The 21,373-nt window shown below is 51.8% G+C and carries 20 protein-coding genes and 1 tRNA gene; 8 read left to right on the top strand and 13 right to left on the bottom strand.

The window, feature by feature from the left end; all coding sequences use genetic code 11:
* The first annotated feature begins 73 nt into the window (after positions 1-73).
* Both AC9UES_RS01345 and AC9UES_RS01340 read left to right on the top strand, forming a co-directional pair.
* Positions 74-883 carry an SDR family NAD(P)-dependent oxidoreductase gene (locus tag AC9UES_RS01345; protein ID WP_509525962.1) on the top strand — a complete coding sequence of 270 codons (810 nt, stop codon included), beginning with the start codon at positions 74-76 and terminating at the stop codon, positions 881-883.
* On the top strand, positions 883-1,551 hold the full coding sequence (locus AC9UES_RS01340) for a Pr6Pr family membrane protein (protein WP_509525960.1): 669 nt from the start codon (positions 883-885) through the stop codon (positions 1,549-1,551). The genes AC9UES_RS01345 and AC9UES_RS01340 overlap by 1 nt, the downstream gene beginning before the upstream one ends.
* 6 nt (positions 1,552-1,557) lie before the next feature.
* Here the strand turns inward: AC9UES_RS01340 and AC9UES_RS01335 are convergent, their stop codons facing one another.
* Positions 1,558-3,063, bottom strand: a complete 1,506-nt coding sequence (locus AC9UES_RS01335) for an SDR family oxidoreductase (RefSeq protein WP_509525957.1) — start codon at positions 3,061-3,063, stop codon at positions 1,558-1,560.
* A gap of 113 nt (positions 3,064-3,176) precedes the next feature.
* Here AC9UES_RS01335 and AC9UES_RS01330 point away from each other — a divergent pair, with 113 nt between their 5' ends.
* The 6 genes from AC9UES_RS01330 (at position 3,177) to AC9UES_RS01305 (ending at position 9,823) form a co-directional block, all read left to right on the top strand.
* Positions 3,177-4,808 carry an MFS transporter gene (locus AC9UES_RS01330; protein WP_509525955.1) on the top strand — a complete coding sequence of 544 codons (1,632 nt, stop codon included), beginning with the start codon at positions 3,177-3,179 and terminating at the stop codon, positions 4,806-4,808.
* Positions 4,809-4,878: 70 nt separating this feature from the next.
* Entirely contained in the window at positions 4,879-5,682 is an 804-nt protein-coding gene (gene heR, locus AC9UES_RS01325; protein ID WP_509525952.1) for a heliorhodopsin HeR, read from the top strand.
* A gap of 9 nt (positions 5,683-5,691) precedes the next feature.
* Positions 5,692-6,105 (top strand): DoxX family protein, encoded by a 414-nt coding sequence (locus tag AC9UES_RS01320; protein WP_509525950.1) that lies wholly within the window; start codon positions 5,692-5,694, stop codon positions 6,103-6,105.
* A gap of 21 nt (positions 6,106-6,126) precedes the next feature.
* Positions 6,127-7,104, top strand: coding sequence for a TerC family protein (locus tag AC9UES_RS01315; RefSeq protein ID WP_509525948.1), 978 nt, complete (start codon positions 6,127-6,129; stop codon positions 7,102-7,104).
* A 17-nt stretch (positions 7,105-7,121) separates the two neighbouring features.
* Positions 7,122-8,780, top strand: a complete 1,659-nt coding sequence (locus tag AC9UES_RS01310) for a DUF885 domain-containing protein (protein ID WP_509525946.1) — start codon at positions 7,122-7,124, stop codon at positions 8,778-8,780.
* A 29-nt stretch (positions 8,781-8,809) separates the two neighbouring features.
* Complete coding sequence (locus AC9UES_RS01305) at positions 8,810-9,823, top strand: alpha/beta hydrolase (RefSeq protein ID WP_509525943.1); 1,014 nt, start codon at positions 8,810-8,812, stop codon at positions 9,821-9,823.
* Between the two features lie 7 nt (positions 9,824-9,830).
* Here AC9UES_RS01305 and AC9UES_RS01300 read toward each other — a convergent pair whose 3' ends face one another.
* The 12 genes from AC9UES_RS01300 to AC9UES_RS01245 form a co-directional block, all read right to left on the bottom strand.
* Entirely contained in the window at positions 9,831-11,129 is a 1,299-nt protein-coding gene (locus AC9UES_RS01300) for a hemolysin family protein (protein WP_509525942.1), read from the bottom strand.
* A 103-nt stretch (positions 11,130-11,232) separates the two neighbouring features.
* Entirely contained in the window at positions 11,233-11,715 is a 483-nt protein-coding gene (locus AC9UES_RS01295; protein ID WP_509525939.1) for a YqhA family protein, read from the bottom strand.
* 34 nt (positions 11,716-11,749) lie between these two features.
* Positions 11,750-12,352, bottom strand: coding sequence for a LysE/ArgO family amino acid transporter (locus AC9UES_RS01290; RefSeq protein WP_509525937.1), 603 nt, complete (start codon positions 12,350-12,352; stop codon positions 11,750-11,752).
* Between the two features lie 531 nt (positions 12,353-12,883).
* Positions 12,884-13,939, bottom strand: a complete 1,056-nt coding sequence (locus tag AC9UES_RS01285; protein WP_509525934.1) for an ADP-ribosylglycohydrolase family protein — start codon at positions 13,937-13,939, stop codon at positions 12,884-12,886.
* Between the two features lie 35 nt (positions 13,940-13,974).
* Positions 13,975-14,781 (bottom strand): energy-coupling factor transporter transmembrane component T family protein, encoded by an 807-nt coding sequence (locus AC9UES_RS01280; protein WP_509525931.1) that lies wholly within the window; start codon positions 14,779-14,781, stop codon positions 13,975-13,977.
* Positions 14,778-16,484, bottom strand: coding sequence for an ABC transporter ATP-binding protein (locus tag AC9UES_RS01275; RefSeq protein ID WP_509525929.1), 1,707 nt, complete (start codon positions 16,482-16,484; stop codon positions 14,778-14,780). The genes AC9UES_RS01280 and AC9UES_RS01275 overlap by 4 nt, the downstream gene beginning before the upstream one ends.
* Positions 16,481-17,008: a hypothetical protein gene (locus AC9UES_RS01270; protein WP_509525927.1), complete on the bottom strand. Its 528-nt coding sequence runs from the start codon at positions 17,006-17,008 to the stop codon at positions 16,481-16,483. The genes AC9UES_RS01275 and AC9UES_RS01270 overlap by 4 nt, the downstream gene beginning before the upstream one ends.
* 247 nt (positions 17,009-17,255) lie before the next feature.
* Positions 17,256-17,831, bottom strand: coding sequence for an ECF transporter S component (locus AC9UES_RS01265; RefSeq protein WP_509525925.1), 576 nt, complete (start codon positions 17,829-17,831; stop codon positions 17,256-17,258).
* Between the two features lie 36 nt (positions 17,832-17,867).
* Positions 17,868-18,671 carry a GntR family transcriptional regulator gene (locus AC9UES_RS01260; RefSeq protein ID WP_509525923.1) on the bottom strand — a complete coding sequence of 268 codons (804 nt, stop codon included), beginning with the start codon at positions 18,669-18,671 and terminating at the stop codon, positions 17,868-17,870.
* A 192-nt stretch (positions 18,672-18,863) separates the two neighbouring features.
* Positions 18,864-18,936: transfer RNA gene (locus tag AC9UES_RS01255), tRNA-Arg, on the bottom strand.
* 60 nt (positions 18,937-18,996) lie between these two features.
* Positions 18,997-20,097, bottom strand: a complete 1,101-nt coding sequence (locus AC9UES_RS01250; RefSeq protein WP_509525921.1) for a Gfo/Idh/MocA family protein — start codon at positions 20,095-20,097, stop codon at positions 18,997-18,999.
* 33 nt (positions 20,098-20,130) lie between these two features.
* The gene (locus tag AC9UES_RS01245; RefSeq protein ID WP_509525919.1) at positions 20,131-21,219 is read right to left on the bottom strand and encodes a fatty acid desaturase family protein; all 1,089 of its coding nucleotides are present in this window, start codon (positions 21,217-21,219) and stop codon (positions 20,131-20,133) included.
* Between the last annotated feature and the right edge of the window lie 154 nt (positions 21,220-21,373).

The following is a 21,373-nucleotide window of genomic DNA, read 5'->3' as shown; positions in this document are numbered from 1 at the left end:
GGCGGTCTTTTCTCTATTTCATACAGGAGTAGTCTCAAAGTGTTCGCTCCATTCAACTAGCTAGGAGAATCTCATGAAGGTCCAAGGCAAGACATTTGTTGTAACAGGTGCAGGTAATGGAATTGGCCGTGAAGTGTCCCTACAGCTTGTCGCACTGGGTGCCAAAGTTGCAGGTTTAGATTTATCCCAGAAGGGTCTGGATGAGACTTCGGCTAAAGCCAGTTCCGAAAACTTTGCTGGTTACTCAATTGACATCACGAAACTGAGTGAGGTTGAGAAAGCCAAGAGTTTGATTGGCGGCAAGTTTGGGGCCATTGATGGGCTTATAAATGTCGCTGGAATAATCCAACCTTTCGTGAGAGTTAATGAACTGAGTTTCGAACAAATTACGAAGGTTATGGATGTTAATTTCTTTGGACTGCTGAATGTCACAAAGACTTTTCTGCCGGAATTGATTTCGAGACCAGTTGCTCACATCGCCAATGTGTCTTCGATGGGTGGTTTTGTTCCAGTTCCAGGTCAATCAATCTATGGAGCCTCCAAAGCCGCTGTGAAGCTGCTAACCGAAGGCTTGCACTCAGAATTACAAGGGACTGGCGTTGGCGTTACGACAATTTTCCCAGGTGGCGTTGCCACCGATATTGTCATCAACTCAGGTGTCATGACTGAAGAGCAAATGAAGCAAATGGCTGCTAAGGCGGGTCCTGAGCGAAAATCAACCTCAGTTACGGTGGCGGCTAAAGCAATCATTGAAGGGATTGAAAAGCAGAAGTTCCATGTTCTTATTGGGCCGGACGCGAAGACAATGTATTACTTATCCAGGTTCATGCCAGAGCGCGCAGCGAACCTCATTTACAAGAACATGAAGGACCTTCTGGGCTAGTGCCTGCTAGTGTTGCGAGCATGTTTTACAACACTTCTCTCGGACTACTTCGTATTCTCACCGGTTCTGCTCTACTGGGCTCTGTCGCCTGGCAGGTGACCGACCGACTGGCAAACAACAACTTTAGGCCTGGCGAGTATTTTGCATACTTCTCAATTGTCACAGCAATTGTTGCTGGCTCGTTTCTGGTGGCCACTGGTGTTGGTTTAGTTCGAAATCCAGAAGACTCCAAGAGGATTGAGTTAGCCAGACTCAGCTTTACGGTTGCAATGATTGTTGTTGGCGTGGTTTACCACTTGCTACTTGCTGATGCTCCTGGAGATGTTCGAGACGGCGATTACGTTTGGCCTGTCTTACCAAATGAGGTAATTCACACCTACGGGCCAATCTTGATTGTCATTGACTACTTGCTTTCCCATAAAGCTTTTCAGATCAAGCTCCGCGCATCATTATGGGTTGCAGTGTTTCCTCTATCTTGGTTGGTGTTCTCTGTGATACGAGGACTCGTGACCAACTGGTGGCCATACTGGTTTATCAACCCGAACGAAGAAGGCGGCGTTCCTGGAATGCTTACCTACATCGCCGCAATAACTTCCTTCTTCTTGATTCTTGGTTTCCTAGTTCTTGGACTCAAGAAGTTGATTCAGAAAGTTACTTCACGCAACTAGGTTTTTCTAAGATCCCGAAATGGCACCTTTAGCCATAGACGGAAACACGAAACCGTGCATCGGTAACACTGCCCACCAATAAAGCTGACCAAATAAACCCTTAGGTGCAAATGTTGCCGTTTGAGTCAAAACCGTTTCCTGTGTATCGGGATCTTTTTCGATACTGAATTCCAACCAGGCCAGGCCGGGTAGTTTCATCTCGGCGCGCAGTCTTAAGAGCCTTTGAGGGATAAGTTCTTCAACTCTCCAAAAATCAACGGCGTCACCAATTCTCAGGTGATCTGGGTCACGCCTGCCACGCCTTAGCCCGACTCCCCCGACCATTCGATCCATAAGACCTCGAAGCTCCCAAGCCCAGCTGGCCATGGAGTAACCATTCTTGCCACCAATTGATTCAATCCTGGACCACACCTTTTCCATTGAATCAGTGCCTCGAACCACCCGAACGTCCTTATACAAAGAACCTCCGGCCCAGTCGGGGTCGGTTGGAAGCGGTTCGCTAGGGGTTCCTGGAACCGAAGCGTTGGTCCAACGAGTTTCGACATTCGCTTCTTTAATTCGAACCAGGGCCAGCTTCACGGCAACATCGAAAGAAGTCAGACCGGCCGCCGAAGGAGGAATTAGCTCATTGATATTTGATGGCGCTGCCACCACTTCGTGCTTGAGGCTCTCAACTAATCTGCGGGCAAGTCGGTAAGGAACTGGAGTTACGAGTCCCACCCAACCGCTAGAAAGTCTCGGGGTCAAGACGGGAATCGGAATAATGATTCTTCGCTTGAGTCCAGCAGCGGCTGCGTAGTGCTGCATCATGTCGGCATAGGTAAAGATGTCAGGGCCGGCAATGTCAAAGACACCCGTTGCTGTTGGTGGCAAAGCGGCAGCTCCCACTAGGTAGCGAAGGACATCACGAACGGCAATTGGTTGAATTCTGTTATTTACCCATTTTGGTGTGGTCATAATAGGCAAACGCTCAGTTAGATAGCGAAGCATCTCAAATGAAGCAGAGCCTGAACCGATTACTACCCCAGCTCGGAACTCGATTGTGGGAACTCCCGATTGGGCAAGGATGGCTCCGGTATTCATACGAGCACTCATGTGATCAGAAAGATCATCGGTGCCGTTGATGATGCCACCAAGATAAATGATTCGAGAGACTTTAGCCTCTGATGCCGCGTCAGCAAACATTTTTGCCATCTTTAGTTCTGATGCTTCAAAGTCGTCTTTGACAAGAAGTGAGTGGATTAGGTAGTAAGCAACGTCTATGCCAGCAAGTGCTTGCTCTAATGCTTTATCGTCGTGAGCGTCTCCTTCGACAACTTCAACCTGACTTATCCAGGGATACTGCGTCAAACGTGAAGCGTTTCTGGCGAGCACCCGGACTCGGTAGCCGAAGGTTAGTAATTCTCTAATTAGCCTGCCGCCGATGTAGCCATTGGCTCCAGTTACAAGGCACAGTGGTGCAAGCCCATTGGTTTGGACCGGTAATGGCAGTCCCGCAGTGATTTCGGTCATAACCAATTATGACGCCCGGGGCACCATCCCCCGCATAGACTGTGAGACGGCTAGTTCGTGGCCCAAGCAATCTAGTATGCATCAGCTAGAAAAGACCAGAAATCAGGAATCAATTGACAAAAGTTCGCAATCGCTGGGTGGGGCTAGTTTTTATCTCCATGGCCATATCTCTCGTGATCATCGATGGCACGATCGTAAACACCATTTTTCCTTCAATTATTAACGACCTCAGTCTTACCTCCACGGAAGTGCAGTGGGTTCAGGAAAGCTATGTGCTGGTCTTTGCGTCACTACTTCTGGTCTGGGGTTCTCTGGCAGACAGGTTTGGTCGAAAGCGACTACTAAGTATTGGAATTGTAATCTTCATATTGGCCTCTGTCTGGGCAGGAGTTGCGGAATCACCAGATGTGTTGATCCTCGCTCGAGTAATCCAAGGTATCGGTGGAGCTATGGTTTTGCCAACAACCCTGTCGCTTCTAAATGCCACATTCCAGGGTAAAGAGCGAGGAATAGCTTTTGCTGTATGGGGCGCAACAATCGGTGGAATGGTTGCCGTTGGTCCTGTGCTTGGTGGCTGGTTAGCAACTGACTTCAGCTGGCGTTGGGCCTTTGGAATTAACTTGCCTCTTGGAATTTTGATCCTGGCCGGTCTTGCCTATTACGTTTCTGAGTCCAAGGCACCACAACGAGCTGGAGGAGTTGACTTCATCGGAGCCGCCATTTCGGTTGTGATGTTCTCCACTTTGGTATTTGGTCTAATTGAGGGCCGTATTTATGGCTGGTGGGAAATTAATCCCAACAACCAATTCATGCTTGGTGACTTCGCTTGGCCAACTACAGGAATTTCTGTAATTCCAGTTTCTCTGCTGATCTTTGTGATTTCTGCTGTGGTGTTTGTGCTTTGGGAAAGAAAGCGCGAGGCCGAGAAAAGGAACGTTCTTCTGGACCTGGGCTTATTTAAGATTGGCTCATTCAGAAATGGTTCTATCGCCGCGTTGATCATCTCCATGGGTGAGTTTGGAATTTTGTTTGCAATTCCACTTTGGCTACAAAACGTGCTTGGCCTTAGCCCAATTTCTTCTGGCCTTGTGCTGCTCTGGCTTGCTGCAGGAGCGTTTATGGCCTCTGGCGTTGGTGGTGCCCTGAGCGGCAAGTTGCCGCCTGCAAGGGCAGTGCAAATAGGTGTAGGGCTTGAGCTAATTGGAGTTTTGGGTGTAGCACTATTTTCCTCAACTGAAGCCGGCTGGATTATTCTTGCCCCTCTCTTGTTTCTTTACGGAATTGGAATTGGTTTAGCTACTGCTCAACTAACCGGTGTGATCATGGTTGATGTTCCTATGTCGAGTACCGGTCAAGCCTCTGGCTCACAGTCAACTGTTAGACAGGTTGGCTCCGCGCTAGGCGTTGCCGTTCTTGGAACACTGCTGTTTACGGGAACTCAGGTTTCAATGGAACAACGTCTTAGCGATCTTGAGGTTCCAACCGCGCAAAGTGTTGTGATAGTTGATGCGGTAGTCGACTCCGCAGGATCAGCGATTCCAGGATTAACCGAGGGGTTGGTTGCCCAGCAAGTTCCACAATCCCTTGCTGAGGACATCACAAGCGCTGCCGGTGAGGCTTTCACCGATGGTGCGAAGTGGGCGGCATGGTCAGCAGCAGGATTCCTGCTCTTGGGCTTTGGTTCTACTTTCTATCTCGGTTCACAAAAGACCAAAACTAAGCGAAAGGCAGCGAAGAAGCGCTAGCTCACTTATCAGTGAAACTCGGGCGCGAGCCTAGACTGAAAGCGATAACCATTACGAAGGGGTATTACTGATGGCACAGAAAAAACGCTCAGTTGCTGAGCAAATCAAAAGACTAAGAACCTACAACATTGTTGCGGGCTTATTGCACCTGTTCCAGGCGGTAGCTTTTGGCTACGCACTATCGCTACTGGATAACCAGGTCCTATTTGGTACCACCGTTGATTACATGACAGGTCCTCCAGGGTCTCCGCTACCAACCGAGCGGGTCACCTTATTTGAAGTGAACCTAGGAATTGGAGTGGTGGCTTTCTTGGGATTGTCGGCTTTCTTCCACTTCTTGATTTCTTCCCCCCAGTTCTTTGGAAAGTACTCCAAAGGTTTGAAGCAAAACCGCAACTACTTCCGTTGGGTCGAGTACTCACTGAGCTCATCGGTAATGATTTGGCTGATTGCTCAGCTAACTGGAATCTCAGACTTTTCTGCACTAGTTGGAATCTTTGCGGTCAACGCTTCGATGATTTTCTTTGGAGCCCTGCAGGAGAAGTACGAAACACCTGGAAACGGCCAAGGGTTGCCATTCATCATGGGTTCCATCACTGGAATTGTTCCTTGGATCCTCATTGGTGTCTACACCTTGCAGCCAGGCTCGACTAGCGCGGCAGAGGTTCCAGGATTTGTCATTGGAATCATCATTTCGCTGTTTGTGTTTTTCAACACATTTGCGATTAACCAGGCATTGCAATACAAGCAGTGGGGATCATGGGCAAACTACCTAAAGGGAGAAAGAACTTACATCACTCTTTCTTTGGTAGCCAAGAGCATTCTTGCTTGGCAAGTGTTCTCCGGAGCAATCATTCCGGCCCTAACCGCCTAGAAAAACATATTGAAAATAGCTCGACTGCTGGCGAGGGGGGCACTTGGTGCCGCCCTCGTTTACGCAGGAATCGGTCACCTCACTTTTTCACGCCAAGAGTTCCAGGCCCAAGTTCCGCTATGGCTACCACTTGATCCAGACTTTGTAGTTCTGGCTTCTGGTGCTGTTGAAATTATTCTCGGCCTTGGTCTGTTATCGGGCGGAAGGGTAAGTGCTTATTTTGGTCTTGCAACAGCAGCTTTTTTTATTGCTATTTTTCCCGGCAATATCAACCAATACGTCGAGGGTATTGACGCGTTTGGTTTATCTACTGACCAGGCCAGGTTGACTCGCCTGTTTTTCCAGCCCCTATTGGTTGTCTGGGCACTTTGGTCAACTTCGGCTATTGGGGTGCTTAGAAAGTTGCTCTCTAGATCTAAATAACGCCCTTAGAATTAAGCAATTATGGAAACTCCCTCATATTTCTGGTTCCAGGCAATTTCGTCTGGTGTCCTACTGGCGATCTTGATAGCAGATCTAGTTCTTGCAGTGAAGAGACCACACACCCCTTCCACCAAGGAATCAACTGCTTGGGTGGGATTCTACGCCGGACTGGCTCTGGCTTTTGCGGCAATCCTCTGGTCGGTGTTTGGACAACTGAGAGCAACCGAGTTCATAGCAGGATATCTAACCGAATACTCGTTATCGATTGATAACTTGTTTGTGTTCGTGTTAATTATGTCCAGATTTGCCGTTCCCAAGATCTATCAGCAGCAAGTACTGATGGTTGGAATCATTATGGCTCTGGTGCTTCGAGGGTTGTTCATTTTGGTTGGAGCAGCACTCATTGAACAATTCAGCTGGATATTTTACATTTTTGGTGTGTTTTTGCTTTACACCGCTTACCACCAGGCATTTCGTACCCACGAGGATGAGCACCAGACGGAATCGAAGCTAGTTCAACTGCTTCGAAAGAGAGTTCATGTTTCAGACGACTTTGATGGGGCAAAGCTAACCACCGTCGTGAATGGCCGCAGGGCCTTTACGCCGATGCTTGTGGTGTTTGCAGCCCTTGCCATGACAGATGTCATGTTCGCCTTTGACTCCATCCCGGCAATCTTTGGCATTACGACAGATCCCTTTATTGTGTTTACAGCAAACCTGTTTGCGCTGATGGGTCTTCGCCAGTTGTACTTCTTGCTGGGTGGACTACTCGATCGGCTTGAATACTTGAAGTACGGGATCTCATTTATTTTGGCTTTTATTGGTTTCAAGCTAATCACGCATGCGATGCATGAGAATGAGCTGCCATTTATCAACGGTGGTCAACACATTGAGTGGGCTCCCGACATAGATAGCTTCACATCCCTTGGGGTAATTGTTGCCTCTATTGCGGTTTCAGCGGTTGTGAGCGTTATTGCAGCGACTAGAAAGAGTAAGTAAGAGCGGAATAGATAGTCATGAGAGAGAAGTCCGCGATAGACAATCTGGCAGATAGCTACCTAGCGTCTCTGGCATCAAACTATCCAAGTTTTGCGACCAGTATCGGTCTGGTCTCGGGAGCAGCTGACATGGACGATTACTCCCCTGAGGCCATTGAGCGAGATCTGAAATTAGACCAATCGACCCTTGCGGCCCTTCAAGCCTTAGAACCACAAGATGATGTCGACCAAGTAACCAAGGACGCCCTTAGCCAGCAGCTAATTCTGGACATCGAGTTCCACGCCGCCGGATTGCAATATAGAGACTTGAATAACATCGCATCTCCTGCCCAAGGCATCAGGGATGTATTTGATATCTCCCCAACCGCCACCGTTACCGACTGGGAAAACCTTGCCTCAAGAATGCGAAAAGTCAAGGATGCCCTGAACGGGTACCAGAAGACGCTAGCGATTGGATTTGGAAAAGGTGACGGACCAGCTAAGCGCCAGCTCCAAGAGGTGATAACCCAAGTAGGGCAGATTAATCAGCCTGAGGGTTTTTTCCATGAATTTGCCAAAGGCGCCACAGCCGATCACAAGCTCTCGACAGCCCTGCGCGAGGAATTAGTTGCTGCTGCTCAAGTCGCCACCGCTGCCTACGCGGCATTTGGAGATTTTCTAAAAGGCATGTTGCCAAAGGCCAGCGAGCAAGACGCTATCGGTCGAGAAAGATACCGATTACTTAGCAAGAGTTTCCTAGGTGCAGAAATTGATCTCGATGAGACCTACAAGTGGGGTATCGAAGAACTAGCCCGCGTGGTAGCCGAGCAAGAAGCTGTTGCTGACGAGATTCTTCCTGGAGCAAGCGTTGCAGAGGCGATTGCTCATTTGGAGAAAGACCCAAAAACCAAGCTGCATGGCACCGATGAATTGCAGAAGTGGATGCAGCACCTAAGCGATAAGGCTATTGAGGATCTTGGAAAGACGCATTTTGACATCGCAGAGCCTCTTAGAAAGCTCGAATGCATGATTGCCCCAACCAAACATGGTGGAATCTACTACACCGGTCCAAGCGATGATTTTTCTAGGCCAGGAAGAATGTGGTGGTCGGTGCCCGAAGGTGTCGAATATTTTGACACCTGGCGAGAAACCACAACCGTTTATCACGAAGGTGTTCCAGGTCACCACCTTCAGGTAGCACAAGCTACGTATATACGCGAAACTCTAAACGACTGGCGTCGCTTGGCTTCCTGGACTTCAGGCCACGGTGAGGGTTGGGCTCTCTACGCCGAGAGGTTGATGGATGAGCTTGGCTACCTAGCAACTCCTGCCGATCGCCTTGGAATGCTCGATGGCCAGCGAATGCGAGCTGCTCGAGTCGTGCTGGATATTGGAGTGCACCTAGGAAAGCCAAAACTGGACGGAACGGGCGTTTGGGACTTTGACTACGCTCTGGAGTTCATGTCCAAGAACGTGAACATGAGTCCAGAGTTTGTTCGCTTTGAGGTCACCAGATACTTTGGTTGGCCTGGCCAAGCCCCAAGTTACAAAATTGGTCAGCGTATTTGGGAGCAAATCAGGGACGACTACCAAGCTCGCAAGGGTTCCGAGTTCGATATGAAGAAGTTCCACTCAACGGCGCTGAACCTCGGTGGCTTAGGGCTGGATGCTCTCAAAGAAGCGATGTCTAGGGCCTAAATCAAACTTCTCGGTGCTAACATTTTGTAATGCGCGCATCAAAGTGGATAGCAATAACAGCCGGAGTTTTAGTTGTCATAGTTTCCGGTGGCGCACTAGCCGCCGGTGAATACGTTTACACCTCAGGAACCGTGGTTCCATGTGCAATAAACGAGGACGATTTAGCAAACTCCCCTGAGGCTTTTTATACCCCAGCTTCTGGAAACGGTCCTTTTCCGGGAGCCGGTTGGGATAAGTGGGTTGACTACGATCTAAGCGCTTGGTGGCTAACTGATAACAACTATGAAGCGGTTGAGATACCGGTCAGCGAAGAAGTAACTCTTTCAGCCTGGTGGATTGAGCCAGAGGTTTCAAATGGAAAAACAGTGATCGTGACTCACGGTATTGGCACTTCACGAAGAGATTTCAACGCGCTGCTTCCAAGTGCCATGCTGGTAAAAGATGGCTTCCAAGTTCTACTAGTCGACATGCGTGACACCGGAGAATCCACCTGCACCGATGGTCGTCACTCGGCCGGTCAAGAAGAATCCACTGACTTTGCGGCGGTCGCTGACTGGCTAGTTGAAACCAAGGGTGTCAAGCCAGTATCTCTTGGCATGTTTGGGGTTTCCGGCGGGGCGGTAGCAACCTCACTGCTTCCCGCCAAGACAGAGAATGTCTCAGCGTTTGCAATGGAGGGAACAATCTTTGATTTCAATGCTGCCGCCACAAAAGAAGTTGAGTTTCAGGGCTTTCCCGGTTTCTTATGGCAACTGGCTCAAATCTCCGCTCAACTATTTCACGGTGTGAACCTGACCGAGACTTCAGTAATGCAGGGAATTGAAGCTGCCGGAGACAGACCGATGCTTATTCTGCATGGGGATATAGACCAGCGACTGGCCTACCAGTCATCGGTGGACTTCTATGACTACGCCAAGCAGCAGGGATCAGATATCACACTTGAAACCTTTGAGGGCTCTGACCACACCGAGGGAATGCTTACGGAGACCCAGCGATACGCGGATTTACTATCGGGCTTTTTTGATCGGGCACTAACTAACTAGTTAGCTGCTAGATAATTCGGGTAGCGAGAATCTTGTCGATTCGACGGCCATCCATGTCAACAACCTCTAGCTTCCAATCCTGGAGAACTACGCTATCGCCAGCTACTGGCATCTTGCCCAGTAGTAACAAGATGAGTCCACTGACGGTGTGGTAGCGACCCTTGTCTTGCTCAGGTAGCTCATCAATAACAAGGCAGTCCTTAATTTCAGGAATCGAAGTATCTCCTTCGAACAGCCATGAACCATCGTCTCGTTGAACCGGATCGGTAGCTTCTTCACCTTCGGTGACAATTTCACCAATCAAAGTGTCGAAGATGTCCTGAATGGTGACAAGACCCTCTAGGCCACCATACTCATCAACCACAAAGGCGATGTGGGTGCGGGATTCTTTGAACTGATCCAGTAGGTCCATTCCAGTAAGAGTCTCAGGAACATATAGCGGTGGCTCCAGGTTGTCTTGCAGGCTGAGCTTTTCTCCTCTGGCAACGGTTGAAAGCGCAGTCTTGGCACTCAAAACTCCGATGATCGAATCCAAGCCGCCATCACACACTGGAATCCTTGACCTAACCGACTGAGCAATCAGATTGAAACTCTCGGCCTCAGGATCATTGATGTCAACAAACACGATTTCTGATCTAGGAACCATCAAGGAGCCCAGTTTTCTATCGTCCAGGCGGAAGACGTTTTTCACCAATTCGCGCTCTTGGTCTTCAATCAAACCAGCAACCGAACCCTCGTCCAAGATCGCCTCGATCTCATCCTCGGTTACGGTGGCTTCTTTGTGCTTACCGACACCAAAGAGTCGAAGAAGTGTGTTTGTGGTGACGGTCAAAATCACCACAAATGGCTTAGTGACCTTCGAAAGAATAAGCATCGGTGTGGCAATTACGGCTGCGATCTGCTCGGGGTTGGACTGGCCGATTCGCTTTGGAACTAGCTCCCCGACCGTGATGGCAATAAAGGTGACTATCAGCACAACGACGACTGTGGCTGATACATCTGCTACCCCGTCAAGTACTCCAACACTTTGAAGCCAAATAGCCAGTGGCCTAGCAAAGATGGACTCTCCCACGATTCCACTCAGTAGGCCAATCGAGGTAATACCTATTTGTATTGTGGAAAGAAACTGGGTTGGGTCTTCACTGATTCGAATAGCCACTTCAGCAGATTTCTTGCCACGTGCGGCCATCGCCGAAAGCTTGGCGCGTTTTGAGGTAAGTAGAGCAACCTCTGACATGGCAAGAAGGCCATTAATGAGTATGAGAGAAAACAGCAGGATTACTTCCAAGGACCTGTTTCGATTCACCCCAATTGCTGATTAGATGTTGAAGTACTATGTTTCCATAAAAATGGCCGATAAAACACCAAAAAACAAAATTTTTGGAATAGTTGCCCCAATGACAGGCTAACTAGCTCTTGGTTGGCTTCTTTGCTGCCCCATCTTTACGAGTTGCGTAGGCAAATAGCGCCAATCCCGCTACCAGAGCTCCAGCACCTAGTCCGTAGGAAACAACGTCAGAGGCTCGGTTTGCATCCACAAACACACCCACGAAGACCACGGCGATGATTGCTACGACGACTCCAATGAGTTTTGACTTTAGATCATCGAGGTCTAGAACCTGAAGCCAGGCGGGAACTTCGAGCCTGGTGTCTACAAACAATTCGTATAGTCCATAACCAATAACAAGAAGCACTGTTCCAAGCAGGATGGCATCTACTGCCGTCAGGACGTCAACGATAGTGTCTTTGAGATATGCATCGTTTAGCACTGCATCAGCTATTACCATCATGATTGAAATAGACCCCTGAGCCATCAACAACAATGCTCCGATGATGGAGGCTATTGAAGGAACAATTACCGCGTAGCGGGTGAGACCTAGAATTTTGCGCATTTACTCATGGTACTAGCCACCAGCCAAAACCACCCTAAAAGCTATAGAAGGCCAGCAATATTGCGATGCTAAACATCACAACCGCAATGAGAATGTCGAGCACCTTCCAGAAAACCGGTTTGGACATGAACCTGGAAGCTGCCTTGGCCCCGAAGCCGATTGAACTAAACCAGACAAAGCTTGAGACCACAGCCCCAAGGGCAAACCACCACTTATCTGGTCCAAATTGATTGCCAATCGAGCCAAGCAAAATCACGGTGTCCAAGTAAACATGGGGATTCAAGAAAGTAAAGCCAAGAACGGACAAGACAACATTCTTTCCACTGCCGCTTTGAACCCCCGAAGCATCTAGCACCTGAACCTTGAAAGCAGATCTTAGGGACCTGATGCCAAACCATGTCAGGTATAAAACGCCAAACCAGCGAATAATCTCCAGTAACCAAGGAAGGCCTGAGATTAGTGCTCCAAGCCCTGCAACACCCAAGACAATTAGAGCTGCATCAGAAACGGCACATATAGCAACAACAAGGACAACGTGTTTTCTTGTTAGTCCTTGCCGGATAACAAATGCGTTTTGGGCACCGATTGCAATAATCAGAGAAAGTCCGGTGAAAAAACCAGGTAGCGAAGCTATCACTTTTCGAGCTTACACGGCGAACAACAAGTTTTCCCTAGGTCGAAGAGACGGGGTAACTATTTTTCGTTTTCCGTCCTAGACAACCTTTAGGGTCATAGGCATCTTTTCTACAAGCTTTTCTGTGCGATCTGTCGAATGCAAGTAGCGAGTCGCTGCCAGAGTGCTCGAGTCCCCCAGCTACTCCTTAAGTTTAGGCAGGTTCGCACCAACTTTTGCATGGTAACTTGCAGCATGGTGTCGAAGTCCGTGTGGTGTTACCGCGCTGCAAACTCCTACTCGAACTAAGTCACGCTTAAAGTTCTCGTCTGGTGCGGTTCTTACAAACGTACTCCAAACATTGCATAGGTTACCAAAGCACTTCGACGCCCCGTGGCGTAGCGGTAATGATTCCACGAGGACTTCCGCAACGGCAACAGGAAGTTGCTCGAGACTAGAAGGGCCAGGTCTTTCGGTCCGCCGCCTGCGCCCCGAAGATAGCGGGCTATTTGCAAGCTTCTACACGCTCGTCGCGCACGACCTCGAGGAGACCGCCTAGCGCGCCGCTGCGGATCGAAAAGCGACGAAGGCGTCTGCGACGTCTTCGAAACCAAGGTCGTTTACCTCGTTGAGCTTGTCGATATATTCGGCCGGAATGACAGCAAAGCCCGAGAATGCCCCGCACATGCCCCCCGCGATGGCACCGATCGTGTCGGTGTCGCCGCCGAGGTTCGCGGCGAGTAAAGCCGAACGCACGGGGTTGCCTTGAGACCTCACAAACAGACCGACAGCGCAAGGCACAGAGTCGGTCGTCGCGACGCTCGCACCGATCACGTCATAGAGCTCTTGCAAGAACTCGGTGTCGGTGGTCGCTTTGCGAGCGATGGATACTGCGAGTCGCGCCTTCGCCGCGATGGAGCCCGCAACGACCCGGTTTCCTCGCTCAAAGCCCAGTGCCGCTGCCGCATAGCCGACCTCGAGTACGGCGTCGATGCGTTCGTCGATTGCATCGCTCTTCGTGCTATCGATGGCCGCCGCAACAACCCCGGCAATCAGGCTTGCACCGCTAATTGCAACGTCGGTGTGGTGGCTCGGTACGCATGCGGCCTCAACGCGATCAACGAGAGTCTCGAGATTGGTGCTCGGCATGAGAATTCCGACTGGAGCGATCCGCATCGATGCCCCGTTTGTCTCTCCGGTCGTGCCGGTGTCCCACGGGGAGGCGCCATTGCGCAAAGCATCAATAGCTTTAGCCGAACTCGGGCCGAGAAAGTAGCCTTCGCTGGCGCCGACGCGGTCTGCCCACGCCACCATGTGTTGTGCGACAGTCTCTGCAGCGACAGCGCCGTTATCGGCGATGATTGCGCCCGCAAGCATGAGCGTCTGTTGGGTGTCGTCCGTCACTTGACCGGCGACATATCCATCCACAACGAAGTGGCCGTCGGGGCCTGGCAGAAAGCCGGTGATCTCGCCGAAATGGGTCAAGACGCGTTCGCGTGGCCACAGCTCACTGGGCATGCCCATGGCATCACCAAGAGCCACCCCGTAGAAAGAACCGAGAATTCGGTCGCGCAATTGTACTGTCTTGGTCTCGTTAGTCGTTTCGGTCATCTTATTCCCTCGGTTGGTGTGGACGGCGGGCGAGGTCATAGCACCCAGAGCCCGGTTGTGCGCAGCCAAATGACAACACCGAGAATCGCAAGAATTCCGGCAACAGCCACATAGTCAATGGGTCTTGCTCGCAGCGTCATGAGCGCCGTCGGGCGTTTGGTTGCACCGTAGCCGCGATTGATCATGGCGGCAGCCAGATCGTCAGACATGCGAATGCCACTCGTGAGCAGAGGTACCATGACCGGAATGTAGGCCCGAACCCGTCGAATCATTCCGCCTTGATCGATCGTGGCACCGCGAGCTCGCTGTGCGTCGAGCACTTGCTCTGCGCGATGCTGCATTGTCGGGATGAACCGCAATGCCGTCATGACGATAAATACGATGAAGTGTGGAACGCTCACCTGACGCATCGCGGCAACGAAGTCATCAATCGGCGTCACGATGAGTAACAGCGTCGTGAGCATGACCATGGTAAGGATGCGCATGCCGAGACTCACTCCATAAGAGACTCCCGCGAGGGTGAGCGGCATCGTCCCATTTGGCAGGCTTAAAATGACGACGGCATAGGCTGGGTCGGTCGTTTCGCTAGGTGCAAAACCGAAAGCCGCGAACGCGGCAACGATTACCACGATGAAGCTCAGCGGCGCCAAGAGCTTGAGTAGCCCTCGCACGCCGATGCGCGCCCAGAGCACGAGCGCCGCAGCAACTAGTGCGAGCAATAAGTTGGGCAGCCAGTGGCTGAAAAGAAAAGTCACGATGAGGGCGGCGGTGAAGCCCAATAGCTTTACCCTCACATCAAGGAGATGTAACAGAGTCGTGCCTGGCTGGTATTCGAATCTCATGCGAGCGCTCCCAGTCCCCACTGCGCCCGAAACTCATCGAGCGTCGTCACTGCGCTTGGGCATCCAAGCGCGGCAGCCAGGGTCGTGACCTGTGGCGCAACAAGGGAGCCGAGTTTCAGCAAGTCAGCGCGACCAAAGAGATCGTGTGGTGCCTCGTCGGCGATGAGAGAACCATGGGCAAAGACCAGCGCGCGACGTGCATGCTCCGCCACCAAGGTCATGTCGTGCGTGATCATGAGGATTGTGTGCCCGCTTAGATTGAGCTCGCGCACGAGCGACATCATAGCGCGAGCGCCGAGCCAGTCTTGGCCAGTGGTCGGTTCGTCGATGACGAGCACGCGCGGCTCAAGCGCGAGCACGCTCGCGACAGCTAGCCGCTGTCGTTCGCCCTTGCCAAGCATGAAGGGATGCTTTTCGACCATTTCGGACATGCCGACTTGGTCGAGCACGGAATCTACCCGCTCGGCGATACGATCAGGTTCCCAACCAAGATTGCGCAATCCGTAACCGACTTCGTCACGAACGCTGTTGGCAAAAATCTGATGGTCTGGGTTCTGAAAAACGTATCCGACGGTGGTGGCGAGCTCACTTACCGCACGACCCTCTGTAACCTCTCCGGCAATAAGCAACTCACCAGAGGTTGGGCGCAGCAGGCCGTTGAGGTGGCGCGCGAACGTGGTCTTGCCCGCACCGTTGCGACCGAGAACTGCCACAAACTCCCCAGCCGTGATCGACACGTCGATCTGATCCAGAGCGGTAACCCCACCCGGATAGACATAGCAGAGACCGCGGGCCTCAATCACGATCTCGCACTCGGGGCGCACCTCAGGAGCCGTGCGCTCTTTGGCCGTTGTGGCATCCCAGCGCGGCAATGAGTCGATGCCGCCCTTCAAGGTGATGGGAAGATCACCCGAGTAGCGCCCGGCGTCCGAGAGGGCCAGGGCAGCCGAGGTAACTTGCGGCGGCCGAAGGCCAGCTGTAGCCAGCAGACTTTCGTTGCCGAAGAAGTCCACCGGTGCGCCGTCGAATAGCAGCCGACCGTGGTTCAGCACGAGGAGGCGATCAGCCCAATCGGCGATGAGTTCCGGTTCGTGCTCGATCAGCACGATCGTGGTTTCGTTATCTTTCGAGAGCGAGCGGACGATACCGAAGACTTCAGCAGTGCCTTGTGGGTCGAGCTCACTCGTTGGCTCGTCGAGCACGAGGATGCTGGAATCCATGGCGATGACGCCAGCCACAACGAGGCGCTGCTTTTGACCTCCCGACATGCGGTTGGTGTCCCGGTCGGCAAGATCGCCCATGCCAACGAGAGCGAGCGCTGCCTGCGCTTTAGCGAGCACGACGTCGCGCGGCAGCCCAAAGTTGGCCGGACCGACTGCGGCATCGGCCAGCGCGGTCTGTCCCGTGATTTGCGTCTCCGGGTCTTGCATCACTAGGCCGACGCGGCGAACGATGTCGATTACATCGTGGTTGGCTGTGATCATTCCCTCGATGAGCATCTCACCTGAGATTTGCCCTTCGTGGTGATGAGGAACGAGACCGTTGATTGCCATGGCAAGAGTCGACTTGCCTGCACCGGTCGCCCCCATGATGGCAACGCGCTCACCGTTCGCTATCGATATCGAGACGTTGCTCAATTGCCACGCATCACTTTTTTCATAACTGAAACTCAGGTTACGCGCTTGAATGCTCTGGATTGTCATCGCAGCACTCCCAGGGTTGTGTGCGGAAGGGATGCTGGCAACACTGCCAGCACAGAGTCAACATCGGCAGGGTCTACGGCAACGAGCACGCAACTGGCTGGCCCGCCGCTCTTGGTCATGTCCCAGCCGTGCTCCGCTTCCTCAAAGGTTAGTCCGGCGGTAGCGGCGAGTAGTTTGAGCTCCCAGGCCAGTCCGTGCGAACCAACCGGGAGTGCGTCGTGCACTCCATCGATCGCGACCACATCGCTGAGGGTGGAGATCGCCACCATCCGTTCGTCTTCCATGGTGATGTCGTCGCCCGGTGCCGAGGTTGGGGCGCCGAGCACAAGCACTACATCCCCAGCGTTGCCGCGACCTGCCCTCAATTCGGACCGCATGGCGCTGCCGATTACGGTGACGCCAACGCCTGTCGCCATTGTTGGAACGTTGTCCTCCGTGCTGCCCGTTACCCGCTCCGCACTAAGGCCAATAGTGCTGGCCACGCGGCGGAACTCGGCAATCATCGCTGCACCCGTCGGCTCCATCTCCACGCTGAGGGCGTTGATGATTACTTCGGGTTGACCGCCAGCCGCGATGAGTTCGAGCAAGGGCACTCGCAGCGCGCAATGCGCGGTCAGCGCGGCCGATGCCGCAAACACATCGTGGGGCTTCGGGCCGATCGACCCGACGGAGTCACACGCGATGATTACGACCCGACCATCCCCAATATCGAGGATAGTCAAATCACGGATGCTGCTCACGGGCAGCACGGGGACACTCGTCATGAAATTGCTACTCAGCGTTTGGTGCGGCGAGCGGTTCGGCCTTCTTCCCCTTGCGCGGGTTTTCACTTAGACCAGTGAGGTCGAGTACCTTGACGACAGCCACGGCAATCACCACGTTGATCGTCGAACCGACAAGAAGCGGCAACACGAGAGTTGCGAAAATGCCCAGTCCGTAGATCGGGATAAGCAACGCTGCTCCACCGACTCCGTTGAGCAAAATAGCAACCGGAATAGCGACCCAGATGTTGATTTTGCGGGCGACGAGACCAAAGAGCCCCACCCAAACAATCGTTGCGACAGCAACGAGAATGTGGATTGGCAAACCGAGCGGGAATCCAGTAATGAGAGCAGAGAACATGTGGCCAAGCATGCCGACGATGGCTCCCTCACCTGGACTGAACGCAGCCGCGGCAAGGAATCCTGGCGCCGAGTCAAGAGCAACGGTGCCCGTGGGGCTCGGTAGCTTAATGAAGGCTCCGACGGCGCTCAGCGCCACGAGAATTGCGACACGGGCAATCCTCTTCGGGGTGAAGTAGTTTTTTTTCTTTTTGCCCTGCGAACTTGCAGTAGTTGATTTGTTCATAGTGTCCCTCCTTTGGGATTGATTACGGATATTGCGTCACTCGATTGAGGTCACTTGCATAACAGCGGCCCGTTCGAGTTCTAGTTCGGCCGTTAACGAGAATCGGTCGGCACGAAGCAGTGTTTTGACGACTTCGATGCAGCGGCCCGCCGCGTCTCTAGTCGTCCGCTCAACGAGCAAGGCTGGTTGCCCGGGGTTCTGATCGAGCTCACCAGCCTCAAATTCGTCGAGCACGGTTGCGGTAAGGCGCTCGCTTGCTTGCTTTGGCTCGATGTTTAGCATGTCGCGCAGCGTTGCGTAGAGCGAACGATCGGTCATATTAAGTCCAAGTAGCGAGCTACAGAGGTCCGCGGGCAGCCATACGGTTTCGAGGCTCACCGGGAGTCCGTCAAGCGAGCGAACGCGGCGCAGCATTACGGCGCCATCCTTGCTCGACGACAGTCCAAGAGCATCGCTTACCATCGTCGGCGGGGTCACCAAACGCAAATCGAGCACAAGGCTGCGAACGCGGAGCCCCCGATCCGTCAACTCGGTTGTGAACCCTTTGAGAAAGCGCAGGCTTCCTTCGACTCGGGGTTCAGAGACGTAGGTGCCATCTCCTTGACGCCGAAAAATGAGGCCTTCGCGTTCGAGTCGAGCAAATGCCTGACGCACCGTTTGGCGGCTGACACCAACAAGTTCTGCAATAGTGCGTTCCGTGGCGAGCTTGCTGCCGCTGGGAAACTGCTCCGTGCCAAGTTGGGACCGCAGGTTTTCATAGAGCTGGTAATAGACGGGAACGGGGCTGTCGGCGTCAACTTGGATTTCGCCAAGGGCGTCTAAACTAAGGGCAGCAGCCACAGAAATCGCCTTTCAACATTGGAACTCGATTGGTCCACACTCTAATACCAATCTAAGCCAATGTCAATTATTGCAGAGCCGTTGCAAAGTCCCAAGATTATTGATGTGTTTTTGGCTGCCCGGCGTTCGTCGCTTCTTCCCCGACTTGTCGGGTGCCTTGGTTGCGTCTGATGAAAGATCAAACGCACTATGTGCCCTCGGCAGGAATCGAACCTGCGACCAAGAGATTAGAAGGCTCTTGCTCTATCCACTGAGCTACGAAGGCGAGTGTGCCTGGGTTGGAGGCCTTTCCAGTCTACACAGGCCATCTAGTTGCGGTCGAGAATCAGTTCTGTTGGGAGTCAATGATTGAGCGGGTGATCGCTTCAAGCACTGCAAGGTCTTTTCTTACTCCAGCTAGATTCGAAATTACCTCGGTGCCGTTAATTACCGAATCCTTGAAAGCTAGAAGCTGGCGTAGAAATCCAGTTTCATTTATCTGCGTATAAGTAGTGTCTTGTCTTTCGTGTAAGTCGTGTTTGAAAACTGTCAGCCTGCTGCGCTCTTCCAAGACGTAAGGCTTGGCTAAGTGATATTCCAATCGTCCGTTGGAAGCTAGTACTTTAAGCTCCTCGTCATATTCTGGGTATTCAGGTAGCCAGTTCCAGCTCAAGATAAACCTGATGTCCTTCATTTTCCCAACCGCAAGAATCGAAGACGGAGTAGTTCCGGAAAGTTCAGGAAAAACTTCAGCTTGCCAGACAGTGGGGAGCTGGAAGCCCAAGCCGCGCAGCATGCTGGTTTCGTGGATCAAGGAACCCTGAATGATGTTTTTATAGAAAGCCCGCACAATCTCCGGAGCACCTGGGAAGGCGATTTCGGTCTGTTCCATTTCATACTGCCTGGCACGTTCAATTTCTTTGATGTCAGCGTCGTCCAGTGGTGGCTTTAGTCTCAAGTGGGCAATCTGTGGCGCATCTGCTGGGTGAGACACAGTGACACGAACCAGCCTTATGTCCTTTAGTAGTGCAATTTCTTGGGCTGCTCGCTGAGCTAGAGGATCATACATTTTCATGTAGCCGATTTGCAGAATCTTTCCGCTTTGCTTTTGCGCCACTTCGATTGCATCTAGCTCCTTGGAGTTAAGAGCCAGTGGCTTCTCAGCCAGAACGTGCTTCCCGGCTTCCAGTGCAGCAATTGTCAATTCCGCATGGGAGCCGGAGGTGGCAATCAAGACGGCATCAATTTCCGGATCGTCCAGTATCTGCCTGGGGTCACTAAAGCCCTTGACGGCGTATTTTGTAGCGACCTCTTTGGCTCTAGACGGTGAGAGGTCGCATACGGCAGAAAGAGTTATTCCAGCCCTGAACATGGATGGGATGTGGATGGACTGGGAAATGATTCCAGCGCCAATAATTGCCATTCTCAGCTGTTGTGAATTTGCCATCTAGAGCTCACCCTTAGCAGTAAAACGCAACTTCTAGTTTCTTGGCCTCAGAGTTGCAACCATCGGGCAAACAAACGGGTCTGAGTTGTTACTTAGACCAACATTGTTTAGATACTTCATAATGGCCACGTAGCTAGAAAGTAAATTCATCTCAACAAGTGTCACGGAGTTCTCTTTGCAGTAATCGAGCACAATCTTGTGTGCTCTTTTTAGATAAGGTCTTGCCATCGAAGGAAACAGGTGATGCTCAACTTGGTAGTTCAGGCCACCCATTAGATTGTCTGTTAGCCAACTTCCTCTGATGTTTCTGCTGGTTAGAACCTGTCTTGTAAAGAAGTCAATCTTGGCGTCTTTTTCAACCAGTGGCATTCCCTTATGATTCGGAGCAAAGGCTGCTCCCATAAAGAATCCAAAGATCATCATCATGAAAAACCACAGCGCTATGGCCCAGGCCCAGCCAAACAAAATTGCAAAGATCACATAAGGAGCAATCTGGCGAACCATCATCAAACCAAATTCCAAGAACCTAGTTCCGATCTTGCGCTCTTTGTATTTCAAGCCAGCAAAGCTGTCGACCAACAAGTCAAAGCCAGTAAACAGAAGTAGCAATGGGAACAAATAGCCCTGACGCTCGGTGAGCCAGCGCTCTATGCCTTTTTTGGAATCCCTTGACTCGGGAGTGAAGCTTAAGACTCTGATGGCAATGTCTGGGTCTTCGCCGATTTGGTTTGGCTTTTGGTGGTGCTTGTTGTGCTTGCGAAGCCAGAATCCATAACTTAGACCCGCGAAAAGATTGGCCAACACCAAACCAAACCAGTCGTTGGCTTTATTGCTGCGGAAGATCTGTCTGTGTGCTGCCTCGTGAGCAATAAAGCCGTATTGAGCCGAGACAATACCTAGTAGCCCCACAACCAAGAAAGCCAGAAGAATAAAGATTGTGCTTTGATCCACCAACGTGGAGATGTAACCACCCAGGACCCAAAGGCCTGCCGAAATGATGGAGATTGCAATTAGGCGAATGATGTAAAAGCTTGGCTTTTTCTCAAGTAACCCTGCGTTTCGCACGCGGTGCATAATCTCGGCAAACTGAGTCGGTGCTTGAATGCTGGTCATTACGCTCATTAGATAAGTCTATGTTGCCAAAGAATCATTTCTGGCCCAAAGACCTGGGTATCGAAGTAAAAGCTCCTAGGAGCTCTAGTTTCCCCACTCACCAGGGGGGCCGAGCCATAACAACAAGGTAAAGAGGCTAATCACGGAGATAAACAGGGTCAAC

The sequence above is a fragment of the Rhodoluna sp. genome, assembly GCF_044232805.1.
Taxonomy (GTDB): Bacteria; Actinomycetota; Actinomycetes; order Actinomycetales; family Microbacteriaceae; genus Rhodoluna.
This window is presented reverse-complemented; position numbering and strand designations above follow the sequence as displayed.